Source organism: Paludifilum halophilum (genome assembly GCF_002245355.1).
GTDB lineage: Bacteria > Bacillota > Bacilli > Thermoactinomycetales > DSM-45169 > Paludifilum > Paludifilum halophilum.
In genome coordinates this window covers 153,981-177,810 of the sequence record NZ_NOWF01000006.1, presented here as the reverse complement: position 1 = coordinate 177,810, position 23,830 = coordinate 153,981, and the positions used below count along the sequence as shown (strand labels likewise).

The following is a 23,830-nucleotide window of genomic DNA, read 5'->3' as shown; positions in this document are numbered from 1 at the left end:
GGATGCCAACGAAGAAAAACCGTGGAACGGGATCTGAAATATGTTTAGTACAACAAAAAGCCGGACGGGGTAATTTCTGCTCGACTTTTTTTGTTTTTGAATCCATAATAGGTAGCTTGTAATCCCCAAAAAACCCATAACGGAGCCTTTTCTTTTCTGCCCATGGAGTACACAAAAATTCGTTTTTTCTTAATTCCTTTTCCCACTTTTCCTTTAGGAACGAGGGTTTTGGTGGATTTGCAAACGTTGTGGATCCCCAGGGGTTTTTACCTACTAGACATCGACGACAATTTCGTTACCCTTAAAAATCGAAATAAACTATATATTTATTCATTTAGGAAGGTGGTGAGGGGAGTGGAGTTTTGGGTGAAGCTTTTGGCAATCATCGCCGCGGTGCTAACGATCATCGAAAAAGTGAATGCCAAAGAAGCGGAAAAAGAAAAAGACTTACCACAAACGTCGCCGCAAGCGTAAAAAGTAGTGAGTCACAGGATGGGGAACACCCCTCCTGATAATCGGACTCCCTGCAAATATCCATGGATAACTAATTTTCAAGCATTACTCACCGGATTCTTGACTGGTTTATCTGCATTCGTTATCTACTTTGATGACGGTGGAATATCAGAATCCAGGACTGGGAGGAGTACGTGAAGGGCTCTTTCTTTTGTTTATCACCTCGGTAGTTTATACTTAACCATATGGTTGAGAAAATATTTTTCTAAGAATTAGTGAGGAGTATGACAGATAAGGGGATGGTTTAAATCGATGAAAACACATCATTGGATAGCTATTCTTTTAGGCTCCTTATGTTTTTTGGCTCTTATTGTAGGTGTTTATTTTCTTCCTTCCGACCACGCTGTTGTAAAAGTTAATGATCCTGATGCCACTGCATTACAACTCTCCATAATGGCCAATCAAATATCGAGTATGAACTACTTGTTAACCTTTATCGGACTTACCGGTGCAATTGCAGGTGTAGCATTTACGATTTTTGGTTACTATCAGTCTACAAAATTCCCGAAACTGGTTGAAAATGAGCTCAGTAAACATTTAAGTAAAATCTATAGACAAATAGATCACCTTAATCTGGAACAACAAACACTAAAGGACTCTCTGTCTTCATTGGAAGAAAAGACAAAAAGCCCTTATAATAAATCGATGGAAGAAAGCGAATGGTTTGTAGATCGTGCAAAACAGGAATATGATACTACGGTAGAAAGACTTTTAATATCTCCCGATTCGAAGAAGGAGACCATTATTAATGACTATAGAGAAAGTATTAGTAAAATAATTTTTGAATATAGACAGAGTGTTTATGAATTACATTGTTATCTTATAGATGATGATTGGAAATTCCCTGAGACATTTACCTTGAAACAACTACATAAGTACGTACATAAGTTTAAGACCTAGAGCGTATGCATAACGTTATATCCCAAAGTCTCACTTAGACTCATGACTATTGACCTAAAGGGTTTGAAAAAAGAGTATCGTAATTGAAGGAGCAACTAAAATCTGTTCGAGCCCTGCAAAATATGATAAGCTGATGGACACGGAAAACTGGTTTCAGAGTGTCGCAAACCCACCACTCTCTAAAAAAAACTAGGGATCGTGAGAAAACGGATCACCCTTTTGATTCGGAAAGGGTTTTTTCACGCATCCCCTTTGTCTGGAAAGGGGTCTTTTTTATGGAATTTAAAATCCCGGATCAGGTGGAAAAGCTCGGCGTCGATATCCGGCGCGACGAGCTGAAGTATCATCACAAACGGGTGGCGGTGACCAAGGCGTTCACCTTTGATGCCGCCCATCACCTTCATTGCTATGAAGGGAAATGCAAAAACCTGCACGGTCATACTTATAAACTGGTGATCACGTTCAGCGGATATGTAAATGAAATCGGGATCGTCGTCGATTTCAGTGATGTGAAGCGGATGTTCAAGGAAGAGATTGAATCCCGGCTGGATCATCGGTACCTGAATGAGGTGTTGCCCAAGATGAACACCTCTGCGGAAAACATGATCGTCTGGATCTGGGAGCGGCTCCGTGATCGTATCCGAGGAGAGGATTGGGCCGGACGGGGGATCCGCCTGGAGGAATTGACGCTGTATGAAACACCGACCAGTTTTGCAACCTTGAAACGGGAATGGATGGAAGCCGATGCGTAAGGGATGGGAGTTGCCGTCATCCGAAGGGTACCGGGACTGGAAGCTGCCGATGGTGGAAGTGTTTGAGACGGTGGAAGGCGAAGGAACGGCGGCCGGCTTTCCCACGGTATTCGTCCGTCTTTTCCACTGCAACCTACGCTGTTCCTGGTGTGATACGCCGTACAGTTATGCGCCGGCTCGACCGGAGTATGAAGCGGCGATTGGGGAGATTGTCCACCAGGTGGAGAGATACGCCAGCCGACGGATTTGCTTCACCGGCGGGGAGCCTCTGATGCACCAGGAAAAGTCGGCGGCGCTCCTGGCGGCGTTGGCGGATCTGGATTCCATCGAGGATATCCATATCGAAACCAACGGGGCGATTGACCTGGCACCCTTTGACGCCCTGCGGCGGAGCCGGGAGGATTGGTTCCGGAAAGTCCGGTTCATCATGGATTACAAGTTGCCGGCTTCCGGTGAGGAGCACCGGATGATCCGGGGTAATTTCGACCATTTGACCGATCAGGATGAGGTCAAGCTTGTCATCGGGAATGAGGAAGATTTCCGCGCCGCTGTGCGGGTGGTCCGGCAATATCACCGACAGGGGCAGGTCCTGTTCAGTCCCGTATGGGAAACGATGCCGCCCCGGCGCTTGGTGGAGAAGGTGTTGGCGGAACCTCTCCCTCAAGTAAAGGTCAGTTTGCAACTCCATAAAGTGATTTGGGATCCAGCGGAAAGGGGGGTCTAGAATGGCGGAAAAAAGAGCGGTGGTCGTCTTGAGCGGGGGATTGGACAGTACGACTTGTATGGGAATCGCCCGGGAACAGGGGTACGAACTGTATCCCTTGACTTTTCATTATGGTCAGCGTCACAGCCGGGAAGTGGAACAGGCTAAACAGGTGGCGGCGTTCTACCGGATTCGGGAACACCGGATCGTGGACATTCAGTTTTTAAACCAGATCGGAGGCAGTGCTTTGACAGATTCCTCCATGGAAGTACCCACGGACGGTGCGGAGGAAACCATCCCGGATACTTATGTTCCTGCTAGGAACATGATTTTTCTCTCTCTGGCCGCCGCCTATGCCGAAGTGATCGGAGCGGAGGCAGTCTACATCGGTGTTTCCGCTGTCGACTACAGCGGCTATCCGGATTGTCGACCGTCCTTTATCGAGAGCATGACCCGGACGGTCAACTTGGCGACCAAGGCTGGAGCGACAGGGAGCGAACTCGCCATTGAAACACCGTTGATCCGGTGGTCTAAGGCGGAAACCATCCGGGAAGGGTTACGTCTCGGTGTTCCTTATCATTTGACTACTTCCTGCTATCTCGGGGGCGAAATCGCCTGCGGACATTGCGACAGCTGCCGTCTGCGGCTCAAAGGATTCGCTGAGGCTGGGGCGGAAGACCCGATTGTTTATGCGGAATAGAGTGTGTCTGATCATGAAGCGATAACGGGGTGCAGAGCCGATATTCCGACTCGCACCAGGTGGCCTTCCCGCAAGGTCCCGATCCAATTGAGGTGGATGCATCATGTTGACCGTATGGAAAAAACTATCTGAACCCTTGGACGCCATTCGCCTGTATTCAAGGTTGAAGGATGAGGAGTACAGCATCTTGCTGGACAGTTGCAGGCGGGGGCGCTATATGGTTTTGGCCTGGGATCCTTTGAGGATGGAGACGTTGTACCATGAAGACGGGGTCTCCCCCTTCCACCGGGTGGAAAATTTGCTTCGGGCGGTTCCCAAACCGCAAGTTCCGGAGGAAGCCCCTCCTTTTCTCACCGGAGTGATCGGTTACCTCGGGTATGAGTTGGCCTGGTTCCTGGAGGAGATCGGGCCTCCGAAACCCCGGAAGGCACCGGTCCCCGATGGAGTATTGATAATTCCTGGAAAGACGGTCACCGTGGACCTGGAAAAAGGGGATACCTGGGTGGCGGTGACCACGATGGCGGAAGAGCCCCAACCGATCCTGGACCAGCTGGTTTCCCGGTTGGGGGAATGGAATCGAACACCCTTGCCCCCTCTTGCGCCGGGGAGGTGCGGTCCGTTGGTCCCGGAGATCGATCGGGAGGAATATAAGAACCGGGTTCGACAAGTGAGGGAGTGGATCCGTCGCGGGGATATTTACCAAACCAATCTCACTTACCGGGTTTCAGGCAGGGCCGAAGGAGATCCTTGGGGGTTGTACCGGGTATTGAGGGAGACGAATCCGGGTCCCTACGCGGCTTTTATGAAGTTTCCGGGATTTGCGGTTCTCTCCTCTTCCCCGGAGCAATTCGTACGGTGGGATTCACAAGAGATCGAGACGAAACCGATCAAGGGAACCCGGCCCAGAGGGGAGACCCCCGATGAAGACCGCCGCTTGCGGGAGGCGTTGGCCCAAAGCGTCAAGGATCGGGCGGAGTTGGTGATGATTGTCGACCTGGAGCGAAACGACCTGGGCAAATTTTGTGAGACAGGCTCCGTTTGTGTTCCGAAGTTGTGTGAGATTGAACCCCATCCGACCGTTTGGCACCAGGTGGCATCCGTCAAAGGGACCCTCTCTCCCGGTACCGGAGCGGGAAGCATTCTCCAGAGCGTATTTCCCGGAGGCTCTATCACCGGAGCGCCCAAGCTCCGTTCCATGCAGATCATTCACGGCCTGGAGAACAGTCGGCGGGGTGTCTATACCGGGTCGATCGGCTATATCGATGCACGGGGGTTCAGTGAATGGAATATCGCCATCCGAACCTTAACCTGGCAGGGCGGGGAGTTGTCCTACCATGTAGGAGGCGGGATCGTCTGGGACTCCGACCCGGAGGAGGAATACCGGGAAACGCTGGCCAAAGGACGGGGCATGGCCCGGGCGGTGGCGAAGTGGTCCTCCCGCACCGGAGATCCTTCCTCCGAGTCGGCTGCCATCTTTCCTGCCCGTTCCGGGTTTGGGTCCATCGAATGAACCAAGTAAAGGGAGAGTTGAAGGCTTTTCCTTCCCGGGAGGACTCCGGATGAATGTGATCATTCTCAATGGAAAACGCATTTCCGCCGATCAGGCGGGTTTGTCTGCCGGCGATCGGGGACTTTTGTATGGAGACGGCCTCTTTGAAACGATGCGGGTGGAACGAGGCGCTCCCTTGTTTTTGGAAGGACATTTGGACCGGCTGGAGGAAGGTTCCCGGGTGTTGCGGTTTGCTAGCCTTCCGGAGCGGGAAGAACTTCGTGCCGGTGTGGTTGCGGCGGTTCGAAGCAATGGGGTTTACAGCGGGTATTTGCGCCTCACCGTCACCCGGGGAGTCGGCGGCTTCGGAACACCGCTTGCCCGATTGGATCAGCCCTCCTATTGGGTGGAGGCGCGGGAGCATCCTCTCGATCTTAGGAGATACGATCGGGGAATCAGCGCCGCTACTGTATCCATCCGGCGAAACCCGGCTTCTCCCCTGTGCCGGGTAAAATCCCTCAATTATTTGGAAAGTGTGCTCGCCAGGGAAGAGGCTGTGGGACTCGGAGCGGATGAAGCATTGTTTCTCACAACGGAGGGAGATGTATGCGAAGGGGCGTCAGCCAACCTGTTTATCGTTCACAAAGGGCGACTGATCACCCCGGATTTGACTCGGGGGCCGCTTCCGGGTACGGTCCGTCGTTGGGTCGTGGAAAACGCCGCCCGGCTCGGCTTTCCGGTGAAGGAACGCTGGGTGGAGCGGGAGGAAGTGTTTGAGGCGGAGGGAGTTTTTTTCACCAACTCCACCTGGGGCCCTTTTCCCTGTGTGGAAGTCGACGGGTCTGTGATCGGAACCGGAAAACCCGACCCGATCACCCGCCAGTTAATCCGACAGTGGCGGGTGATGATCGAGGCGATCCCGGAAAGAGGAGATCGTGCGCCAAGCGAATAGAGCCCGCAAAAAACAGGACCAGCAACAGCAATCCGTCAGAGGCAAAGGGTGAAACGGGTTGTTGTTCGCTGGTCCTTTGTTTTGATTCGGCCGTTCAGGGATTTCTTGATATTTCCTTTTTGGAATGGATAACAAACTTTCAACATCTATTCACAGAAACTCAAATCCGGTGATTGAACCGATATAGGGAGGATAGTAGACTACATATGATGAATACATGTGGGAATATGTTGTAACTTTTCAAAGGGGAGTGTGGTATGCAAAAGGGTTTCGGAATCGGAAAAAAGGCGGCGACGGTTCTCTTTTGCCTGTTGCTCTTGTCCTGTTGGATGGCACCGCCCCTTTATGCTCATGCGGGTTTGCTGGATACTTCTCCTCAAAAAGGAGAAGTGTTGAAGGAACCTCCGGAGGAACTGCGTCTCCGTTTCAGTGAGCCGATCGAGCGGGAGCTGGCGGATGTCCGATTGTATGATTGGAACGGACATCGAACAGACCTCTCTGAACCGGAAAATTCCGACGGCCGGTCAGAGACGTTGCTCTATCCGTTGCCGGATTTGAAAAACGGTACATATACCATCGTCTGGAGTGTGGTTTCCGGGGACGGACATCCCGTAAGCGGTTCGTTTCGGTTTTCGATCGGAGAGGAAACCGGTGGAGCGGATCTCGCATCCGCGGAAGAATCCGGATGGGCGGATTTCTTTCTGGTGCTTACCCGCTATCTTGTGGAAGGGTTGATTCTGGTGGGGGCCGGGGTGTACTGGATGGCCCGATTCGGCCGGAGGTACGGCCTGCCCGATTTTAAACAGGTGCTGGGACGGGGCCGGATCATAGCGGGCATACTGCTCCCGGTGGGGATGATCGGAGAGTGGACCGCTTATTCGGCAACGTTGCCTGGGGTAAATCTGTTCGCTCTGTGGTGGGAAGGGAAATGGAGTCTTCTGTTTCAATTTCCCTTTGTCCTTATGATCTTTATCCAGCTTTTGGTCTTCCTCCTTCTGATCCTTCCAGGAATGACCAGGGGCTGGTATGGGATGATGTGGCTGATTCTTACCGGCGTTCCCGCTGTCGGGGGGCATGTTTGGGGGATGGAAAATCCCGGCGTGGCCATCGTTTCCCGGGTCCTTCATCTAATGACGGCCGCGGTTTGGTCAGGGGGGCTCACCTATCTGATCCTGGTCCTGATTGGGAGGAAACGGCGCAAGAAGGATCAGTCCCCGATTTCCTCTTTTCGTCCCTTTTTTGTGAGGGCGGCCCTGATCGCTTCCGCCTCCGTCCTTGTCACCGGTACGGTGATGGTCTTTCTGCAGACCGACGTATCGGCGGTTCTCGAAGACCGGGGAAGATGGAACGGGCTGTTGCTGTTGAAAATTTTGCTGACGGGATTGATGCTGGGGCTGGCCTTGGTGCAGACCCTTCGTTGGAGACAAGAGGGCCATCGGATCTCCCGTCCTCTGCTCCGTTGGGAATGGGCGGCGGGACTGATCGTCATCCTGGCGGGAGTGTGGATCAGCCAAACGCCTTATCCTCTGCCGTCTCATTCCTATGAAGCGGTTTGGAAAACGGATTCGGTCCCGGTTGAGGTGGAAATTTCCAATTTGGGTATTGGTCAACGGACGATGACAGTCCGGTTTCCAAAAGAAGCCCAGCCCCCCGAGGATGTCACGATTTTGATGGATATGGTGGATCACGGGATGGAAACGGAACCCGTGACGGCGGAAAAGATTTCCGCCGGTCAATATCAAGCCGATCTTCCCTTTACGATGGTGGGGGATTGGCAGTTGACCGTCCGGGCGGAGTACCCCGGCGGTGAAGAACGGGAGTGGCAGGAAACCGTCTTTATTCCTGGAGGAGGGAATCCATGATGAAGTGGAAAGCGTTTGTAAGTGCAGCTGTGATGGCCGGAATTCTATTTGCCTTTACCCCTGGTGTAGATGCCCATGTGACCGTGCGGCCCGAACAAAGCTCCACTGGCGCCTATGAGAAATATACGGTCCGCGTACCGGTAGAGAAGGAGATTCCGACTACGGAAGTCGAGCTGAAAATTCCCGACGGGGTGGAAGTGGTATCTGTGATGCCGAAGCCGGGCTGGGAGTATGATTTGAAAAAAAGTCGGGAAGATCGTACGATTTCTGTCACATGGAAGGCGAAGGATGATGGGCTCAAAGTTCACGAATTTACGGAGTTCGCTTTGATCGGCGCCAACCCCGACAAACCCGGCAAAGTCTCCTGGAAAGCACATCAAACCTATGAAGATGGTTCCGTCGTCAAATGGTCCGGGGCTCCCGATTCCGAGCAGCCTGCTTCCGTAACCGAGATCCGAGAGGGAGACTCGGGGCACGGTCACGGGGATGTGGCCCAGGAGTCAGAAGAGGCCGCCGGTGCGGACACGGACGAGGAAACGGCGGCTTCCGATCTGTGGCCGACGACATTGGCCGGTTTGGCCCTGATCCTGTCCCTGATCAGCCTGTTTCGGAAAAAAGCGTAGTTGTGATTTCATATTTCGAGTAAATACTGCCTTACAACGCTTCTCGGTTGAAGGCGGAGGAAAAGAGACATAAACTGAGACTGTGGTCATTTGTGGAAGTTTGATGGAATCTGAATGGGAGGTGTCCGGATGCTGCCCCATGCCCGACAACAGCGGATTCGGGAGTGGATTCAGAAACACCATAACATGAAAATCGGGGAGATCAGCGAAAAACTGGGTGTTTCGGAAATGACGGTGTACCGGGATATCCAGCCCCTTCTCGAAGAAGGTCTAGTGAAGAAAATATATGGGGGAATTGCATTGAACCGCGTGGACCCCCAACCGCCGCCTTCCGTCCACGGGTGTGTCATCTGCGGCCGTCCGATCGATCCCCGCCTGGCTTATCGGCTCGTTTTGTCGGGACAACGGGTGGAAACCGCTTGTTGCAGCCATTGTGGGCTTTTGCGCCACCGCCAGGTGCAGGAACAGGTGTTGCAAGCGGTGTGCCAGGATTTTTTCAGCAATACCACCCTCAGTGCCCCGATGGCATGGTACGTGATGGGAAGTGAACCGGACATCCGTTGTTGTCAACCTCAGGTGCTCAGCTTTGAATGGAAAGAGATGGCGGAGAAATTCGTCAATGGATTCGGCGGTGTAGTCCTTTCCTTTGTCCAAGCGGCGGAGCGGGTGGAACGGGAAATGAAAGCGGACGCCGACTGCTGCACGAGACAGAAGTGAGCGGGGATTTTGCCTCGGATCGTTCATAAATGAAAGACAACCCCCGTACATTCTAAAAAGAAAGGACAAGATGAAAAATGGCTTGGAGCATGAAAAAACGGCTGTTCTCTCTGCTTTTAGCCGCAGGGCTGATCAGCTTGACCGCTTGCGGCGCGGCACAGGATTCGTCCCGGAATGAGGCCGACCCCGAAACCCACCAGCAGTCGGAGGAATCCCAGGCGGTGCCCGAAGTGAAAATGAAGGTGGAGCCCGAGGAAGTGACGGCGGGTCAAACGGTGGAAATCCGTGCTGTGATTACCCAGAATGGTAAGCCGGTCAATGACGCCGACAGTGTCAGCTTTGAGATCTGGAAAGTCGGGTCCAGGGATGAAGGCGAAAAGATTGACGCTGAACGGACGGGGGATGGAGCATATTCCATCGAAAAAACCTTCCAGGATCCCGGAGATTACAAGGTGATGTACCATGTGACGGCCCGGGGGAATCATGTGATGAAGGATCAAGGGCTGTCTGTCCACCCGTAAGCGATAAGCTCCGGAAGCCGGAAAGGAGAAGGTTTGGGAATGGTTTCGGGGAAACGGTCGTTACGGAGCAGAGGCATTGCATGGATTCTCTTGGGAGTTTTTGGGGTCGGTTATTGGCTGTTTGATGGCGGAGAGGCGTTTTTCACCGCCGGTCCGGACCCGGGTTCCCCTTCTCTTCCGGCGTTTACTTATACAGATCAGGAGGGGGAAAGGTTCGGGTCGGAAGATCTGCGAGGGAAGGTGTGGCTGGCGGATATCATCTTTACCCGTTGCCCCGACATCTGTTCCCCGATGACTGCCAACATGGCTCGGTTACAACGCCGCCTGGCTGAGGAGGGGCTGGATGTTCAAATGGTTTCTTTCAGTGTCGACCCGATCCATGATCGACCGGAGGTTTTGAAACGTTATGGACGAAATCTGAAAGTGGACTTCTCCAATTGGACGTTTTTAACCCATCACAGTGAACCGGAGATGCATCAGTTCTTAAAGTCCGCTTTTCAAACCCCCATCGAAAAGAATACACCCGAATCGGTTGACGATGAGTTGACGATCGACCATTCCGCCCAAATCTTCCTGATTGATGCATCCGGAAAAATCGCCGGCTCATATAACGGACTCCGCCCGGATTTCGAGCAGGTGATCCGGGATGTCGCCTCCCTGCAAGGGAAGGCTCAAACCGGTATATCCCCGTAGAAGGGGAGATGGAGCCGGAAATCGGCGTCCAGCTATTTTCGACGGTTTACCAGACAGGCCCTAGAAGCGTTTTGAAACAGATCCTGTTCGGGAGGATGGGGTTTCACACGGAGTGCCTCTGGCTCGTCAGAACAACGAAACGGAGTGTGGAACCCCGCCCCGACCCACCAAGGATGTGCTAAAATCACATCGCCTCTGGGAGGATACGAAAGACCGCCGGGAATGCCCCGAGCGGTCTTTTTCACTTATTTTTCGGCAGGGGGCATGGGAGTCGGGGTGGGGGTTCCGTTCCCGCCGTATGTGTCATCGATCTTGTTTCGAATCTCAGTCAGGGACTTTCCTTCCTCACTCATGCGAATAGCGTCACGCGCTATATTGACGCAGATCGTTCAGGTGGCCCCCATTGGATCCCAGATGACTTCTCCGTTTTCCCGCTGATCTTTGATAAAGCAATTCCAGTTGTTCTTGTGTCCGCTCGTTTCGCCGCAACCGCAATAACAGGGCATATATGTCAACACATCGGGATGTTCAAAGGCCATCTGGTAAGCTTCACGGGCAGGAGCGGATGCCGAGGTTACGAAATCAGGGAAATCAGGGGACGACCCGCCTGCCTGCTCTCCGTCTCCGCTGGAACAACCGACCAGGGTGACCGATGCCAAGAGGATGACGGCCCATTTTTTTCGTCCCGTCATGCGTTTCACCTCCTTTGTTCAATTCGGCTGTTTCTGCCGGGAACTAACCGACACCGACCGTCGGGTGGACACTTAATCCCATTATACCGATAGAGCGTGACCGATAACAGACAGATGAAGAAATCGTAATAATTTCGTTTTACAAATCATAAAACCGGTAATATAATAGGGTCATAAGTGATACAAATCGTATAGATCGATATTTGGAGGTGCCCAGGGTTTTGATGAGAAAATGTAGGCCGGTATGGATTCTGTCTGTTTTCACGGGTTTGTTATTAGCGGGGTGCGGGGGCGCCGGGGAGACGGATTCCGCTTCCGGAGGAAAAATGGAGGTTTACGCTAGTCTGTATCCCCTCGCTTTTTTTGCGGAACAGATCGGAGGGGAACACATTCAAGTCCACAACCTGGTTCCCACCGGAGTGGAACCCCATCACTACGAGCCGACCGCCAAGGATCTGGCTTCCTTGAGTGAATCGGATCTTTTCATCTATAACGGAGCCGGTTTTGAAGCTTGGATCGAGAAAACCAAATCGGTGCTGAATGAAGACCGGACCCGGGTCGTTGATACGACAGAGTCCATCGACCTTCTTTCCGCTTCAGAGACGAGTCCCGCACAGGAGGAACATGAAGAGAGGGAGCACCACGACGAATCCGAGGGTGAGCATGAGCATGACCATTCCCACTATGACAAGGATCCCCATGTATGGTTGGATCCAGTTCGGGCGAAGAAGCAGGCGTCGGTAATTCGGGATGCTTTGATCGAAAAGGATCCGAAGCATAAAGAAGACTACCAAGCGAACTACAAGGATTTGGCAGCGAAGTTGGACGATCTGGATCAAACCTTTGCCGAAAACGTGAAACAGGGAGAAACCGATACGTTCATCGTGTCCCACGCGGCGTTCGGCTATCTGGCGGACCGCTACGGATTAAAACAGGTCCCGGTATCCGGGTTGTCTCCCTCGGATGAGCCGAGTGCCAAAGAATTGAAGAAAATCGTGAAGGTGGCACGGGAGAACGATATTCAATACATTTTCTTCGAAACGTTGGTATCCGGTAAGGTGGCGGATACGGTGAAAAAGGAGGTAGGGGCCCGACCCCTCACCTTAAACCCCTTGGGAGGGTTGACCCGGAAACAGGAGGCTGAAGGGGAAAACTATTTTTCCATCATGAAACAGAACGCTGAAAACCTGGCGAAGGGTCTCGAGGCCGAATAATCCCTTCTTTTTGATCGCCGGTATTCGGGATATATGAAGCCCCCTGCGTAAGAGCGCAGGGGGCTTTTCTATCGATTCCCCGATCAGTCAACGATCGACCGTCAATGCACGGTCACCGTCGAGACGATCCAGTTGAGAAGGAACAGAACAGAGATTCCATACACCAGCGGCGGTACTTGTTTCGCTTGTCCCGCCGCCGCTTTCAACAAGGGGTACGTGATAAAGCCGAAGGCCAAACCGTCGACGATACTGGATGTCAACGGAATCCCGGCAATGATCAAAAAGGCGGGGAATCCCTCGGAGAAATCGGAAAAGGGGATCTCCTGCACACTTTTCACCATCAGCCCGCCGATGACGATCAATACTGGAGCGACGGCATTCTCGGGAATCATCCCGATGATCGGCAATGCCGCAAAGGAAAGGGCAAACAACATGCTTGTCACCAGTGCGGGAATACCCGTTTTTCCTCCTTCAGCAATCCCTGCGGCACTCTCGGCGGAGGCGATGGCAGGACTTGTACCCAAAAGGCCCGATGCAAATGTGGAAATCGCTGTCGCCTTATATGCCCGGTTAAACTTCCGGGGATCCGGCAGGATTCCGCTCAATAACCCCATGTTTTCAAAGAGAACGATCATCGTCATGGAAAAGGCGGCGATCCAGAAAGGGATCTCCCGCAGGTTAAATTCGGCGGATGCAAAGACCTGCCCGTAGTCCCGGGGATCCGGCAGTGCTGCCTCCCCTGTGATGCCGATGAGTGAAGCGGAGATCAGGCTGGTGAAAAGGATGCCGAATAAAAGACTTCCCTTCGTGTTTCGGATGAACAGGAACAGGGTCACCATCAGACCTGCCAGAGTGGACAGGACGACGGGATGACCGAAATCACCCAGAGCGACGAAAGTGGTCGGGCTGGGTTGGATCAGCTCTCCCTTTTGCAATCCGATAAAAGTGAGGAAAAGGCCGATCCCTGCAGTGATCCCGTGTTTCAGTGAAGGGGGAACAGCCGTAACCAGCCGGTTGCCGAGGGGGCTGACGGCGGCGAGGAAAAAAAGAACGCCGGAAACCGTGACGGCGCCCAACGCTTGTTGCCAGCTCAACCCTGATCCTTGAACGATGGTATAGCTGAAAAAAGCATTCACACCCATACCGGGAATCAGGATGATCGGTGCATTGGCACCGAAAGCCATCCAGATGCAGCCAAAGACGGAGATAGCGATTGTCGCCATCACCCCGGCGCTCAAGGGAATGCCGGCATCCTTCAGGATCATGGGGTTGACCAGCAAGATATAGGCGCTTGTGAAAAAGGCTGTCAACCCCGCCGTCACTTCTCTTTTCCAGGTTGTTTGATGTTCTTGAAGTTGAAAACGTCGATTCAACCATTGAAACATGTGCTAGATCCTTTTACGTTAACCCCTCACCCACCCGTTATGCATGGAAGCATAACAATCTTATTATAACGCAGACAGCGCGTGAAACATATGGCGATGGTATTGTCGAAGATGTCTGACGATTGGAAACCTCCCCTTCTGTCCCGGTCATCGGGACGAGTTACGGCTCATACATTGTTAGAGTCGAAACGATGCGGGGAGTGTGAGAGAACGTTGAATATAACGATGGACCTCTCCTGGGAAGAATTTAAGGCCGCCCGGAAGTGTTTGGAACGAAGGTACCGCGAATTGAGGCACAAGGTTTTGGAAGGGGACCGCAAGGGAAGGAGCATTCACTGGTATCGGGAGGAAGCGATCCTTCTGGAGCGGGTGCTCGAAGAGCTGAATCAAAGCCGTTTTTAAATACTTTCCCCACTTCCTTTCCATGATCGAACCGCGTCGGTGATTGGTGTATAATAAACGGAGTAGCGGTTTGAGAGCGGGAGGACGGAAAATGATGCAGCCGATGGAGAGGGAAGTAAATCAATACCGTGCAATCGGGGATTGGCGGATCTTGTGTGAGGGGGACGAGTCCTCCTCGCCCCTGTCCTACGCGATGGAGGAATCCGTCGGTGAGGCGGTGGCCCGAGGGGAGGCGCCGGCGACGTTGCGAATCTGGCGGGGACCCCGGGCCATCGTTGTTTCCAAAAAGGATATTCGAACGGAGCAGGCGCAACATGCCGCCGCCATGATGCGGCAGGCGGATTGGCCGGTATTCGTGCGGCAGAGTGGGGGGACGGCTGTTCCTCACGGGCCGGGGACTTTGAATTTGTCTCTCTTTTTACCCCGTCCTCAAAAAGACGTCTGGAATATCGACGAGGTATACCGGATGCTGGGTCTTCCTCTGATGCGGATGCTCCGTGATACCTTCGGACTGGATTCTTATTTTGGAGAAGTACCCGGGTCTTTCTGTGACGGCCGGTATAATGTGGTGATCCGCGGAAAGAAAGTGGTCGGAACTTCTCAAGTGTGGAAAGGAGGGCCGGCGGGGTTGGTGTCCAAGCGGCCGGGATACATTTTGGCCCATGCCACCTTGTTGACCTACATCCGCCGGGAAGAAGCGGTTTCCGCTTTAAATGCCTTCTATGAGCTGGCGGAGGGAACGAAACCGGTATACACCGAAACGGTGGCTACGCTGAACTCATGGGTTGAGGGATCGGCGCCGTCGTTGGACCGGCGGGTGACAGAGGGTCTCGTCACGGCGATCCGGGATTTGACCGGGGCCGATGGGGTCAGCCGCCCCAGTGAACGGGAGCGGGAAGCCGCCCGAGCCTTCCTGGAGCACTGCCGGCCGGAATATTATCTGGAACGTGCGCAAAGGGTTTAATCCTCATGGAAAAAGGCGATCCTCCGACGTCAGTCGGAGGATCGCCTTTTATCGGTTATAGTTTTTTTAAGGCCTCCCGGATCGGAGTGGTTCCCGGAAGTAGGTCGATGCCTTTGCGATGGGTGTTTTTCAGATCCAGAATCTCAGCCAATGATTCCGCCACATCCGTCCGGGTAATCGGGTCGGGCTGGAATTCCAGGGATTCCGAAGCACTGACGGTTCCTTGACCCGGCTCATTGGACAAGCGGCCCGGTCGCACAATCGTATAGTCGAGGTGACTGGCGGCGAGGCGATCATCCGCCTTTTTCTTTGCCTCCAGATAATGGTGCAGCTTTTCCGGTCCTTTCTCCGGTTCCTTGGCCCGGAGCGCGCTCAGCATAACGAACCGCATGACTCCTTGCTTTTCCGCTTCTTCGATGGACCGGATCGCCCCGAGGTGATCCACCAGCTCCGTTTTGTCCGGGCCGGTATGGGCACCTGATCCGGCGGCGAAGACGATGGCGTCGCATCCCCGGACAGCATGGGAAATATCTCCCTCCAGGTCGGCTACTACCGTCTCCGCGCCGAAGGCTTCCAGGTCGGCGGCCTGGGACTCCTCCCGGATCATCCCCCGCACCTGGTGTTCGCTGTGTCCCAGCCGTTCCACCAGTTGTTTGCCGACTTGACCGTTCGCTCCGATCACCAGAATATTCATAGATGTTTTCCCTCCAAAGGCTATTTTCCGATGTATCCCCTTTTTACCCTGTTCGGTCATACATCATTCCCGCTGTTTATACCTTTAAAAGAGCGGAAGCCGTCAGGGATGGAATCTATAAATGTTGGAATTTTTGAAAGGAGTTTTCCTTTGTCTGTCGAATGAATGAGGATGCGAACATATGAGCGATGTTCAATCGTGTCAAACAACGGAAATTCCAGCGTAAGAGATAACATGAAGAGGAGTGCCGGGAGTGAATACGCTAAAGCGGTTAAAGGGTTTTTACTGGCCCTACAAAGGTTACTTTTTCATAGCGATCTTTTCCCTGTTGTTCGTGACGGGGATTACGGTAGTTTACCCGCTGGTGCTGAAACTGACGATCGATGAGGTGATCGGAGAAGGGTATTACGAGTGGGTGCCTTATATTGTGATCGGTTTTGTTTTGTTGATGTTCGTGAAATCGGTGGCCGCCTTTTTTCACCAGTATTTCGGGGACCTTTTCGGCATCCGTGCCGTCTATGCGATGAGAAACGCCTTATACCAAAAGCTGGAGGTACTGCCCTTCCGGTTTTATGACAATGCCAAAACCGGCGACCTGATGTCCCGTTTGACGGCAGATGTGGAGGCGTTCCGCTTTTTTCTTTCCTTTGGTTTCGCTCAATTCATCAATTTTCTCCTATTGCTATTCTTCGGTTTGGGGATCATGATTTATCTCAACCCGGCATTGGCGGTGGTTACCCTGCTGGCCATGCCCTTTCTATCCGTGACCGTGTATCGCTTTGACAAAAAGGTGCATCCCGCCTTCAAAGGGATTCGCCGCTCCTTCGCTCAGTTGACGACGAAAGTCCAGGAGAACATCAGCGGCATGAACACCGTGAAGGCAATGGCCCGGGAAGATTTTGAGATTGATCAGTTTGACAGCCGGAATCAAAGTTATAAAAAAACGAATGTGGACACGGGCCATATCTGGGGGACGTACTTTCCCCTAATGGAGCTGGTCGGCAATATCTCGGTCGTCGTCTTGCTGGCTTACGGGGGCTGGTTGGTGATCAGAGGAGATCTGCTGCTGGGAGAGCTGGTCGCTTTTTTCAGCCTGGTTTGGTATATCATCGGCCCGCTAATGTTTCTGGGGTTTATCATCAACACCTATTCCCAGTCCAAGGCGGCTGGAGAACGGCTCTTGGAGATTCTGGACGAACCGGAGGATATCCGTTCGGAGCCGGACGCGGTCAAACAGGAGCGCCTGCGGGGGGATGTGAGGTTTGTCGATGTTTCCCACCAATATCCCGGTGCGGATGATCGGGCGTTACAAGGAGTTTCCTTCGACGCCCCGGCAGGGAAGACCATCGGCTTGATCGGCTCGACAGGGGCGGGAAAGACTTCCTTGACCCACTTGATTTCCCGCTTTTATGAACCTTCCGGCGGGGAGATCCTGATCGACGGCCGTTCGATTCGGGATTATGACCTGCACAGTCTGCGCAGAAATATCGGTGTTGTGTTTCAGGAGTCCTTTCTCTTTTCTTCTACGATCAAGGACAATATCGCCTATGGAAATCCCGATGTGACGATGGAGCAGATCATGGAAGCGGCGAAACGGGCTCAGGCTCACGACTTCATCATGCAGTTTCCGAAACAGTACGACACCATGCTCGGGGAGCGGGGGCTGGGTCTGTCCGGCGGTCAAAAACAGCGGCTCGCCATCGCCCGCGCCTTGGTGATCGACCCGAGCATTCTCGTTCTAGACGACGCGACCAGTGCCGTCGATATGGAGACGGAGCACCGCATCCAGGCCGCCCTGAAAGAAGTGATGAGAGGGCGCACCACGTTCATAATCGCTCACCGCATCTCGTCGGTGAAACAAGCGGATGAAATTCTGGTGTTGGAGCAAGGAAGGGTTGCGGAAAGGGGAACCCATGAGGAATTGTTGCAACAGCAAGGGACCTACCGCCGCATCTTCGATATCCAATTCAAAGACCGGGAAGCGGTCCCTTCATCGTAAAGGGGATGGATGCCATGAGAGCCACATCCGAAACAAAGAAAGAGCGATTTTATTATTCCAGTGATCGGGTGATTGAAAAGCCTTTTAACTGGGCGTTGATGACCCGGTTGTTTTCCTATATCAAACCGTATACGAAAAAGTTGTTGCCATTGGCACTGCTGGCGATGGTCCTAGCGACGGGGGTGCGTCTGTTCGCTCCTTATATGATCAGTCTGGCGATCGATCACGCACTGGTTGATAAGAACGGGGGCCTGCTGTTGATTTTCGTCGGGGTGATCGCCGGGATGTACAGTCTCAGCTGGATCGCCAACACGCTTCGCATCCGGTGGATGCAATTGCTGGGGCAATCTGTCATTTACGATCTGCGCCAGCATCTGTTCCGCCACATCCAGCGGTTATCCCACCGGTTTTTCGACCAGCGTTCGGCGGGTTCCATTCTGGTGCGGATTACGAACGATATCAATTCGCTGCAGGAGCTTTTGACCAACGGGATTGTCAACGTGATTATGGATATGATTTTGCTGATGGGAATCATCATCATGTTGACGGTGCTCAGCCCCTCATTGACGGCGGCGATCCTGCTGGTGTTGCCGGTGATGTTTTTCATTTCCGTCAAATTGCGCCGACTGATACGCCGTTCTTGGCAGAATGTCCGATTGAAGCAATCCATTATTAATTCCCATCTTAATGAAAGTATTCAGGGAATGCGCGTTACCCAATCCTTCACCCAAGAGAAGGAAAACATGAGTTATTTCACGCGTCTGAATACGGAAAATTTCCGTGCTTGGAACGATGCCACCAAAAAGAGTGCCACCTTCCGTCCCTTTGTGGAAATGACCGGGGCGGCGGGTACGGCCGTCCTGATCGGTTATGGGGCCTTTCTGATTCAGGACGGGAGCATCAGTATCGGGGTCTTCGTCGCTTTTGCCTATTATATGGGTAATTTCTGGGAACCGATTTCCCGGTTGGGTCAGGTGTACAACCAACTCCTGATGGCGATGGCCTCCACGGAGCGGATCTTTGAGTTTCTAGATGAAAAACCTTCGGTTCCGGAAAAAAAGGATGCTCAACCGATGGGAAAAATTCGGGGTCGTGTGGAATTGGAGGATGTCGTTTTTTCCTATGATGGGAAACGGAGGGCTCTGGACGGGGTCGATCTGACCTTCCAGCCCGGAGAGAAGGTGGCGCTGGTCGGCCATACCGGTTCCGGCAAAACCTCCATCGTGAATTTGATCTGTCGGTTTTACGATCCGACGGAAGGACGAGTGGCCATCGACGGACAGGATCTCCGGGATCTGCGCCTGGATGACCTGCGTTCCCAGGTGAGTATCGTTTTGCAGGAGACGTTTATCTTTTCCGGCACGATTATGGAAAATATTCGCTTCGGACGTCCGGACGCCGCCGATGATGACGTGATCAAAGCCGCCGAGGCGGTGGGAGCGGATTCTTTTATCCGCCGCCTGCCCCAGGGGTATGCCACCGAAGTGGAAGAACGAGGCAACATCCTCTCCACCGGGGAACGACAATTACTTTCCTTTGCCCGCACGTTGTTGGCTGACCCGCGGATTATCATCCTGGATGAAGCGACAGCCAGCATAGACACGGAGACGGAATTGAAGATCCAGCATGCCCTGAAAAAGCTGTTAGCGGGCCGCACCGCCATCATGATCGCCCACCGGCTTTCCACCATCCGCGACGCCGATCACATCGTCGTGCTGGAAAACGGCCGCATCATCGAACAGGGAGACCATGACGAGCTGATGAAGCGAAAGGGGGAATACTACAACCTGGTCACTGCGCAATTCCGGGTACTGGATGCCGGCTGAATCGGAGGACCCTACCGGATTCGGTAGGGTCCATTCGTTCTCTCCCCTTAAGAAGGGGTGACGACCTCTTCCGACAGGTGAAAACGGTGGGAGAGTTCCTCGCAGAAGGTCCTTAGCGCGGCTTGGTTGACGGAGTAATAGTTCCACTTCCCTTGTTTGCGTTCATGCAACAGGCCTGCATTTTTCAGTTCCTTGAGGTGATAAGAGACTTTGGATTGCTTGAGATTTAAAGCGTCTTGGATGTCACAGACACACATTCCGATGGAACAACACGGTGTGGTTTCCTCGGTACTGCCTCGGGCGATCAAGTCGAGAATTTGACACCGGATCGGGTCTGACAGTGCCCGGGCGATCAGGGACAACGGTTCATAAGTTCCAGTCATCGAGACTCCTCCTTTTTGGGGCGAAACCTGGGCACTGCCCCAGGTTTCGCTCGATGAACTTCGGTTGATGTCGGTCAGGAAGTGCAACAAGCATTTTCAGGTTTCGGAATATTCGGTGACTGTCCGAATCGATCCGCATCTTCTTTGACAAAAAAGACTTCCCATTGATGACCATCGGGGCTGGTGACCCAGATTTTGTCCTGGCGGGCGTAGCAACAGGTCGTATCCATTTCATCGAAGGAGGCCAACCCGGCGTTTTTCAAACGTTCTTTGGCGGCCGTGACTGCTTCAGTCGACTCGACTTGGATTCCCAAGTGATTGATCCCACCGATGACTTCGCCGCCTTCATTCAGGGTGAAGTTCAGGGCCGGCTCATCCAGGTCGAATTTTGCATATCCGGGGCGTACCTTGGCCGGTTCCTCCCCGAACAGATGACGATAAAACCGGATGGAAGCGTCTAAATTCTTTACGTTGATGGCCATATGAGGCTTTAATACCATTTTGTATCCTCTCCTTATCCCTCAAATCAACTTTTGTTGATTTGATTATATATCAATTTTGTTTGATGTTTCAATTCCTAAATCAAAAAAAATTGATCTGATGTTGACGAGGATATTTTTTGTAGCGGGATTTCCGGTTCACATAAACATCCGGCCCCCTGAAGGAGGGAGCCGGATGTTGTTTTATCAGCCTCAATGGTTGGGTACTTCCCGGGGTTTCTGTAGGGGCTCTGCCGGCCACAGCCGGGCGATAATCAGTGTTAGCAATATGGCGGCGATAAGGCGGATGAACAGCAGGGGCCATACCGGAATCCCCAAGGGCACAAAGATCAGGGTATCCTCAATCACCCCGTGGCAACAGGCCAGAAAGATGAGAATCAATGTGATTTCCCGCCGGGTGAATCGCTTTTCCCGGGTCTGTTGCAAAATCACTCCCGCTCCGAAGGACAGACCGATCAAGAGTCCGCTGGTTAAAGTGACGGAGCCCCGGGGTGCAATACCCAGCGGTTTCATCAGCGGCTTCATCCACTCGGCGAACCGATCCAGAAAACCGAGATCGCGCATTACTTGAATCCCCAGCATCAAGGGGATGACAATGACGGCCAGCTGGAGGATACTGGATCCCGCTGTCTGCAAGGCGGATAAGATGATTTCCCCCCATCCGGAGACGGTCTCTTCGGCGGGTCCGCCTCCGCTGAAACGGACCGTCTCCTGTCCGCCGTTCCAGAATGCATGGATCAGAGCCCCGCTCACTGCGGCCAGGCCCATCCGGACTGAGGTGATCAGGAGACTGCTGATCCCGGCCCGCTTGCAGACGGCAGATTCCAGGGGTAATGCGTGGGAAAAAGAGAGCATCACCGCCAGGATAAAGACCTCCTTGACTTTCAACTCCAGAGGAAGCATGGCTCCGATCGCGGCGTAAAGATTGAGGAGATTGCCCAATACGAGGGGAATAGCGGCTTCCCCGGGCAGGCCGAGCCAGGACATCGCCGGCGATACCCAGGCGATCAGTGTGTCGATCACCGGTGTATGTTGTAGCACGCCGACAATCAGGGTGATGGGAAAGATGATTTTCCCCAGTTCCCATACCGTACCGATTCCGGATTTCCACCCGTCTTTCCACGAAATGGACTTCATCAATCGCTCCACTCCCGTTTTCTGTTGATACGTTTTGATCATTTCTGTCATCTATGATACTCCCCCGAGTCAAGGGGAGCCAATCGTGATTCACAGTCGGTCCAAGCGGATGAATGTAAAACATAGAAAGCTGCTAACCATCACCTGGTCAGCAGCTTTCTTAATCTTGATCAGCCATCTTAATAATTTCTTCTGTGTGTTCCATGAATAAATTCCAACTCCACCCACCAACTGGGAGGCTAATTCTTCATATGAACAGTCTACTTCCCAAAGGCGATGGGGTGACAAGGGGGGGCCTTCGTTCATTAAGTTTGAGTCGAGAATCGCTTTGCATGCATCTAAAGCCACTGGTTCGAACCAGCCTAATAACGTTAACGTGGCTTCAAAACGAACAGCTCGATTCCCATGAAACGAAAGCCTTGTGACACCTTCCAGACGGCTTGGAGTTATTTCATCTACCTGTTCTCTCACGCCATCTAAACCGATGTAATTTCCATGATCATCACATTCAAGCAGCCGATAAACTTTTGGATCCTTTTCAAACATCTGATCACTCCGTTTTAAGGAGAATAAAAAAGAAAAGGCTCACTTATGAAAGTAAGCCATCCATCAACAGGTTGGGTAGAAATCAGTTGTACAGTTTTACCCCTTTTTCTGCACAGTAGCGATTGATATGTTCCCCCAGATCCTTTAATACAACCCGCGGGTCCGCTTTCAGTTTGGTTAGCTCCCGGTCGTAGAACCGAACCAAGATCTTGTTGTCGCCCATTTCCTGTACGGAATCGTAATCCAGCCGTTCCCGTAGGAAATGGGTTACCAGTTCAGCAGGGATCTGTCGATGGAATCGGTCGACAAGGGAGAGGACTTCGTCTTTCGTCTTTAGGATATATAAACTATGCTGAACCCGGTCGAATAACTTTGATGGGCGATACAGGAAGGCAGGCTCTCCCATGAAAGCATTCCAACCTTGACCAAACCATAATTCTTTAATAGAAGTTTGAGAAGCTACATCAATAAACACCTGTCCTATGGGCATTAACCAGGGGGTCCTCTGTTTTTAAATGTTTAATATCGTCGTATTTATTCAACTCGAGAAAGCGAGGGCTTAGATGCAACCTGTTTACATACGTTTCGTCTTTAATGAGTGGATTAAAAAACGTTAAGTCAAAAAGTCGGTATTTACCTTCTTTTTGTTTTTTGTGCACTTCTTCTTCTAACTGATTCATTGAACCAATGTTATAGAAAGGAGGATTTGGCTCTGGTCCACTCCCATCCAAGCTCTGAATGGCCCCCCAATGTTTCATTAAAACTTTTGAGATTTCTAAACCAACTTCAGTATAATCTTTCTCCAGATAGGAAACATTAACCGGTAGGCGTCCAACTCATTGACCTCCAGACCACTTCATTTGTCAAAATTCAACTGGGATACCGTAGTCATCAAAGGTTTTTCCGATTTGTTCCAAAGCCTTTTCGGGAGCAAGTCCAGTTCTGTGTAAATTCCTCCCCTTAGCAACAGTTGCCGTTCAGGAGAAAAGCTGAAGATTTTTTTCTTGTATTTCTTGACTTTTTCCTGGTTCTCTCCGTCGCCAGTATGCTTCCAGATTCTCAAATAACGGTAGCCGGTCCTCATCGATTTTAATAAGCACTGCCCCCTGTTATTCCAGAATTCCCCGGTAGCCTTTCTCATTGACTGATCTCCTTAAAATGAAGCCAGAGGGGGTTCCCTGGCTTTTAACGTAATGATGTTATATCACATTGATCTAACTGATACTGTTTAAGAAGTTGGAAAGCTCTTTCAGTGACAACCAAATAATCCTTTTGGCTTAGACAGAAATCCTGCCGGGACCAGTCAGTGACTCTACCATCATCGGATATTTGGACTTCCCCGAGAGGTATCAATCGCTTAAACTCCGGAAGGGTTCGATCCGGATACAGCTCATCAAATTCAGGAGTGGTGCTGATTTCTACTTTAGTAAAGGTAACACCGCTAAGGTTTTGATCTTTGATCGCTCTTTCCAGATCGGTTGTGACGATAAAACACGGTGTTGATTCTAACAATTCATCACCCAGCCAACCGTCGAACTCATAGTGTAAATTGGTTACATTGGGTCTTGCCCCTTTTTGTCGATATTCATCCAGGTTTGCGATAATCGTATTTTCGCCCCAACCACCAGCTACTTCCGGTTCCAATTGAAACAGTTTCAAACAA

26 protein-coding genes are annotated in these 23,830 nt (G+C 52.1%); 16 read left to right on the top strand and 10 right to left on the bottom strand.

Annotated features, from left to right (window positions below; all coding sequences use genetic code 11):
• Positions 1 to 765: 765 nt before the first annotated feature.
• From CHM34_RS11180 to CHM34_RS11130, 11 genes are all read left to right on the top strand, one after another.
• The gene (locus CHM34_RS11180) at positions 766 to 1,413 is read left to right on the top strand and encodes a hypothetical protein (RefSeq protein ID WP_094264693.1); all 648 of its coding nucleotides are present in this window, start codon (positions 766 to 768) and stop codon (positions 1,411 to 1,413) included.
• 275 nt (positions 1,414 to 1,688) lie between these two features.
• Complete coding sequence (gene queD / locus CHM34_RS11175; protein WP_094264692.1) at positions 1,689 to 2,165, top strand: 6-carboxytetrahydropterin synthase QueD; 477 nt, start codon at positions 1,689 to 1,691, stop codon at positions 2,163 to 2,165.
• On the top strand, positions 2,158 to 2,889 hold the full coding sequence (locus tag CHM34_RS11170; protein ID WP_094264691.1) for a 7-carboxy-7-deazaguanine synthase QueE: 732 nt from the start codon (positions 2,158 to 2,160) through the stop codon (positions 2,887 to 2,889). Before queD ends, CHM34_RS11170 begins: the two co-directional genes overlap by 8 nt.
• Position 2,890: 1 nt before the next feature.
• Positions 2,891 to 3,568, top strand: a complete 678-nt coding sequence (queC, locus tag CHM34_RS11165) for a 7-cyano-7-deazaguanine synthase QueC (protein WP_094264690.1) — start codon at positions 2,891 to 2,893, stop codon at positions 3,566 to 3,568.
• A 103-nt stretch (positions 3,569 to 3,671) separates the two neighbouring features.
• Entirely contained in the window at positions 3,672 to 5,078 is a 1,407-nt protein-coding gene (gene pabB / locus CHM34_RS11160) for an aminodeoxychorismate synthase component I (RefSeq protein WP_094264689.1), read from the top strand.
• A 49-nt stretch (positions 5,079 to 5,127) separates the two neighbouring features.
• Complete coding sequence (locus CHM34_RS11155) at positions 5,128 to 6,009, top strand: aminotransferase class IV (RefSeq protein ID WP_094264688.1); 882 nt, start codon at positions 5,128 to 5,130, stop codon at positions 6,007 to 6,009.
• 257 nt (positions 6,010 to 6,266) lie between these two features.
• On the top strand, positions 6,267 to 7,871 hold the full coding sequence (locus CHM34_RS11150) for a copper resistance CopC/CopD family protein (RefSeq protein WP_094264687.1): 1,605 nt from the start codon (positions 6,267 to 6,269) through the stop codon (positions 7,869 to 7,871).
• Positions 7,868 to 8,494, top strand: coding sequence for a YcnI family copper-binding membrane protein (locus CHM34_RS11145; protein WP_240511978.1), 627 nt, complete (start codon positions 7,868 to 7,870; stop codon positions 8,492 to 8,494). Before CHM34_RS11150 ends, CHM34_RS11145 begins: the two co-directional genes overlap by 4 nt.
• Positions 8,495 to 8,623: 129 nt before the next feature.
• Positions 8,624 to 9,211 carry a DeoR family transcriptional regulator gene (locus tag CHM34_RS11140; RefSeq protein WP_206093793.1) on the top strand — a complete coding sequence of 196 codons (588 nt, stop codon included), beginning with the start codon at positions 8,624 to 8,626 and terminating at the stop codon, positions 9,209 to 9,211.
• A 77-nt stretch (positions 9,212 to 9,288) separates the two neighbouring features.
• Positions 9,289 to 9,732: a FixH family protein gene (locus CHM34_RS11135; protein ID WP_094264685.1), complete on the top strand. Its 444-nt coding sequence runs from the start codon at positions 9,289 to 9,291 to the stop codon at positions 9,730 to 9,732.
• A 39-nt stretch (positions 9,733 to 9,771) separates the two neighbouring features.
• Positions 9,772 to 10,425, top strand: a complete 654-nt coding sequence (locus tag CHM34_RS11130; protein ID WP_094264684.1) for an SCO family protein — start codon at positions 9,772 to 9,774, stop codon at positions 10,423 to 10,425.
• Positions 10,426 to 10,670: 245 nt separating this feature from the next.
• On the opposite strand, the gene CHM34_RS11120 is transcribed toward CHM34_RS11130, so the two are convergent.
• Positions 10,671 to 11,117: a PCYCGC motif-containing (lipo)protein gene (locus CHM34_RS11120; protein ID WP_276207697.1), complete on the bottom strand. Its 447-nt coding sequence runs from the start codon at positions 11,115 to 11,117 to the stop codon at positions 10,671 to 10,673.
• Between the two features lie 224 nt (positions 11,118 to 11,341).
• Here CHM34_RS11120 and CHM34_RS11115 point away from each other — a divergent pair, with 224 nt between their 5' ends.
• The gene (locus CHM34_RS11115; RefSeq protein WP_094264795.1) at positions 11,342 to 12,331 is read left to right on the top strand and encodes a metal ABC transporter substrate-binding protein; all 990 of its coding nucleotides are present in this window, start codon (positions 11,342 to 11,344) and stop codon (positions 12,329 to 12,331) included.
• A gap of 101 nt (positions 12,332 to 12,432) precedes the next feature.
• On the opposite strand, the gene CHM34_RS11110 is transcribed toward CHM34_RS11115, so the two are convergent.
• Positions 12,433 to 13,716 (bottom strand): NCS2 family permease, encoded by a 1,284-nt coding sequence (locus CHM34_RS11110; RefSeq protein WP_094264681.1) that lies wholly within the window; start codon positions 13,714 to 13,716, stop codon positions 12,433 to 12,435.
• Positions 13,717 to 13,929: 213 nt separating this feature from the next.
• Between CHM34_RS11110 and CHM34_RS11105 the strand changes: the two genes are divergently transcribed.
• Entirely contained in the window at positions 13,930 to 14,118 is a 189-nt protein-coding gene (locus tag CHM34_RS11105) for a hypothetical protein (protein WP_094264680.1), read from the top strand.
• Between the two features lie 91 nt (positions 14,119 to 14,209).
• Complete coding sequence (locus CHM34_RS11100; protein WP_094264679.1) at positions 14,210 to 15,082, top strand: lipoate--protein ligase family protein; 873 nt, start codon at positions 14,210 to 14,212, stop codon at positions 15,080 to 15,082.
• 55 nt (positions 15,083 to 15,137) lie between these two features.
• Here the strand turns inward: CHM34_RS11100 and CHM34_RS11095 are convergent, their stop codons facing one another.
• Positions 15,138 to 15,776, bottom strand: a complete 639-nt coding sequence (locus CHM34_RS11095) for an SDR family oxidoreductase (RefSeq protein ID WP_094264678.1) — start codon at positions 15,774 to 15,776, stop codon at positions 15,138 to 15,140.
• A 253-nt stretch (positions 15,777 to 16,029) separates the two neighbouring features.
• On the opposite strand from CHM34_RS11095, the gene CHM34_RS11090 reads away from it, so the two are divergent.
• The gene (locus CHM34_RS11090) at positions 16,030 to 17,775 is read left to right on the top strand and encodes an ABC transporter ATP-binding protein (RefSeq protein WP_094264677.1); all 1,746 of its coding nucleotides are present in this window, start codon (positions 16,030 to 16,032) and stop codon (positions 17,773 to 17,775) included.
• A gap of 14 nt (positions 17,776 to 17,789) precedes the next feature.
• Positions 17,790 to 19,601: an ABC transporter ATP-binding protein gene (locus CHM34_RS11085; protein ID WP_094264676.1), complete on the top strand. Its 1,812-nt coding sequence runs from the start codon at positions 17,790 to 17,792 to the stop codon at positions 19,599 to 19,601.
• A gap of 47 nt (positions 19,602 to 19,648) precedes the next feature.
• On the opposite strand, the gene CHM34_RS11080 is transcribed toward CHM34_RS11085, so the two are convergent.
• The 7 genes from CHM34_RS11080 to CHM34_RS11045 form a co-directional block, all read right to left on the bottom strand.
• Entirely contained in the window at positions 19,649 to 19,984 is a 336-nt protein-coding gene (locus tag CHM34_RS11080) for an ArsR/SmtB family transcription factor (protein ID WP_094264675.1), read from the bottom strand.
• Positions 19,985 to 20,058: 74 nt separating this feature from the next.
• Positions 20,059 to 20,484, bottom strand: a complete 426-nt coding sequence (locus CHM34_RS11075) for an ArsI/CadI family heavy metal resistance metalloenzyme (RefSeq protein ID WP_094264674.1) — start codon at positions 20,482 to 20,484, stop codon at positions 20,059 to 20,061.
• Between the two features lie 192 nt (positions 20,485 to 20,676).
• On the bottom strand, positions 20,677 to 21,672 hold the full coding sequence (locus CHM34_RS11070) for a nucleoside recognition domain-containing protein (protein WP_338048661.1): 996 nt from the start codon (positions 21,670 to 21,672) through the stop codon (positions 20,677 to 20,679).
• Between the two features lie 39 nt (positions 21,673 to 21,711).
• Complete coding sequence (locus CHM34_RS11065) at positions 21,712 to 22,167, bottom strand: hypothetical protein (protein ID WP_094264673.1); 456 nt, start codon at positions 22,165 to 22,167, stop codon at positions 21,712 to 21,714.
• Between the two features lie 82 nt (positions 22,168 to 22,249).
• A complete protein-coding gene (locus CHM34_RS11060) occupies positions 22,250 to 22,573 on the bottom strand; it encodes a hypothetical protein (protein WP_141201691.1) in 324 nt (107 codons plus the stop codon).
• A 450-nt stretch (positions 22,574 to 23,023) separates the two neighbouring features.
• A complete protein-coding gene (locus tag CHM34_RS11050; protein WP_094264670.1) occupies positions 23,024 to 23,308 on the bottom strand; it encodes a hypothetical protein in 285 nt (94 codons plus the stop codon).
• 44 nt (positions 23,309 to 23,352) lie between these two features.
• Positions 23,353 to 23,826, bottom strand: a complete 474-nt coding sequence (locus CHM34_RS11045; protein ID WP_094264669.1) for a hypothetical protein — start codon at positions 23,824 to 23,826, stop codon at positions 23,353 to 23,355.
• Positions 23,827 to 23,830: the final 4 nt, after the last annotated feature.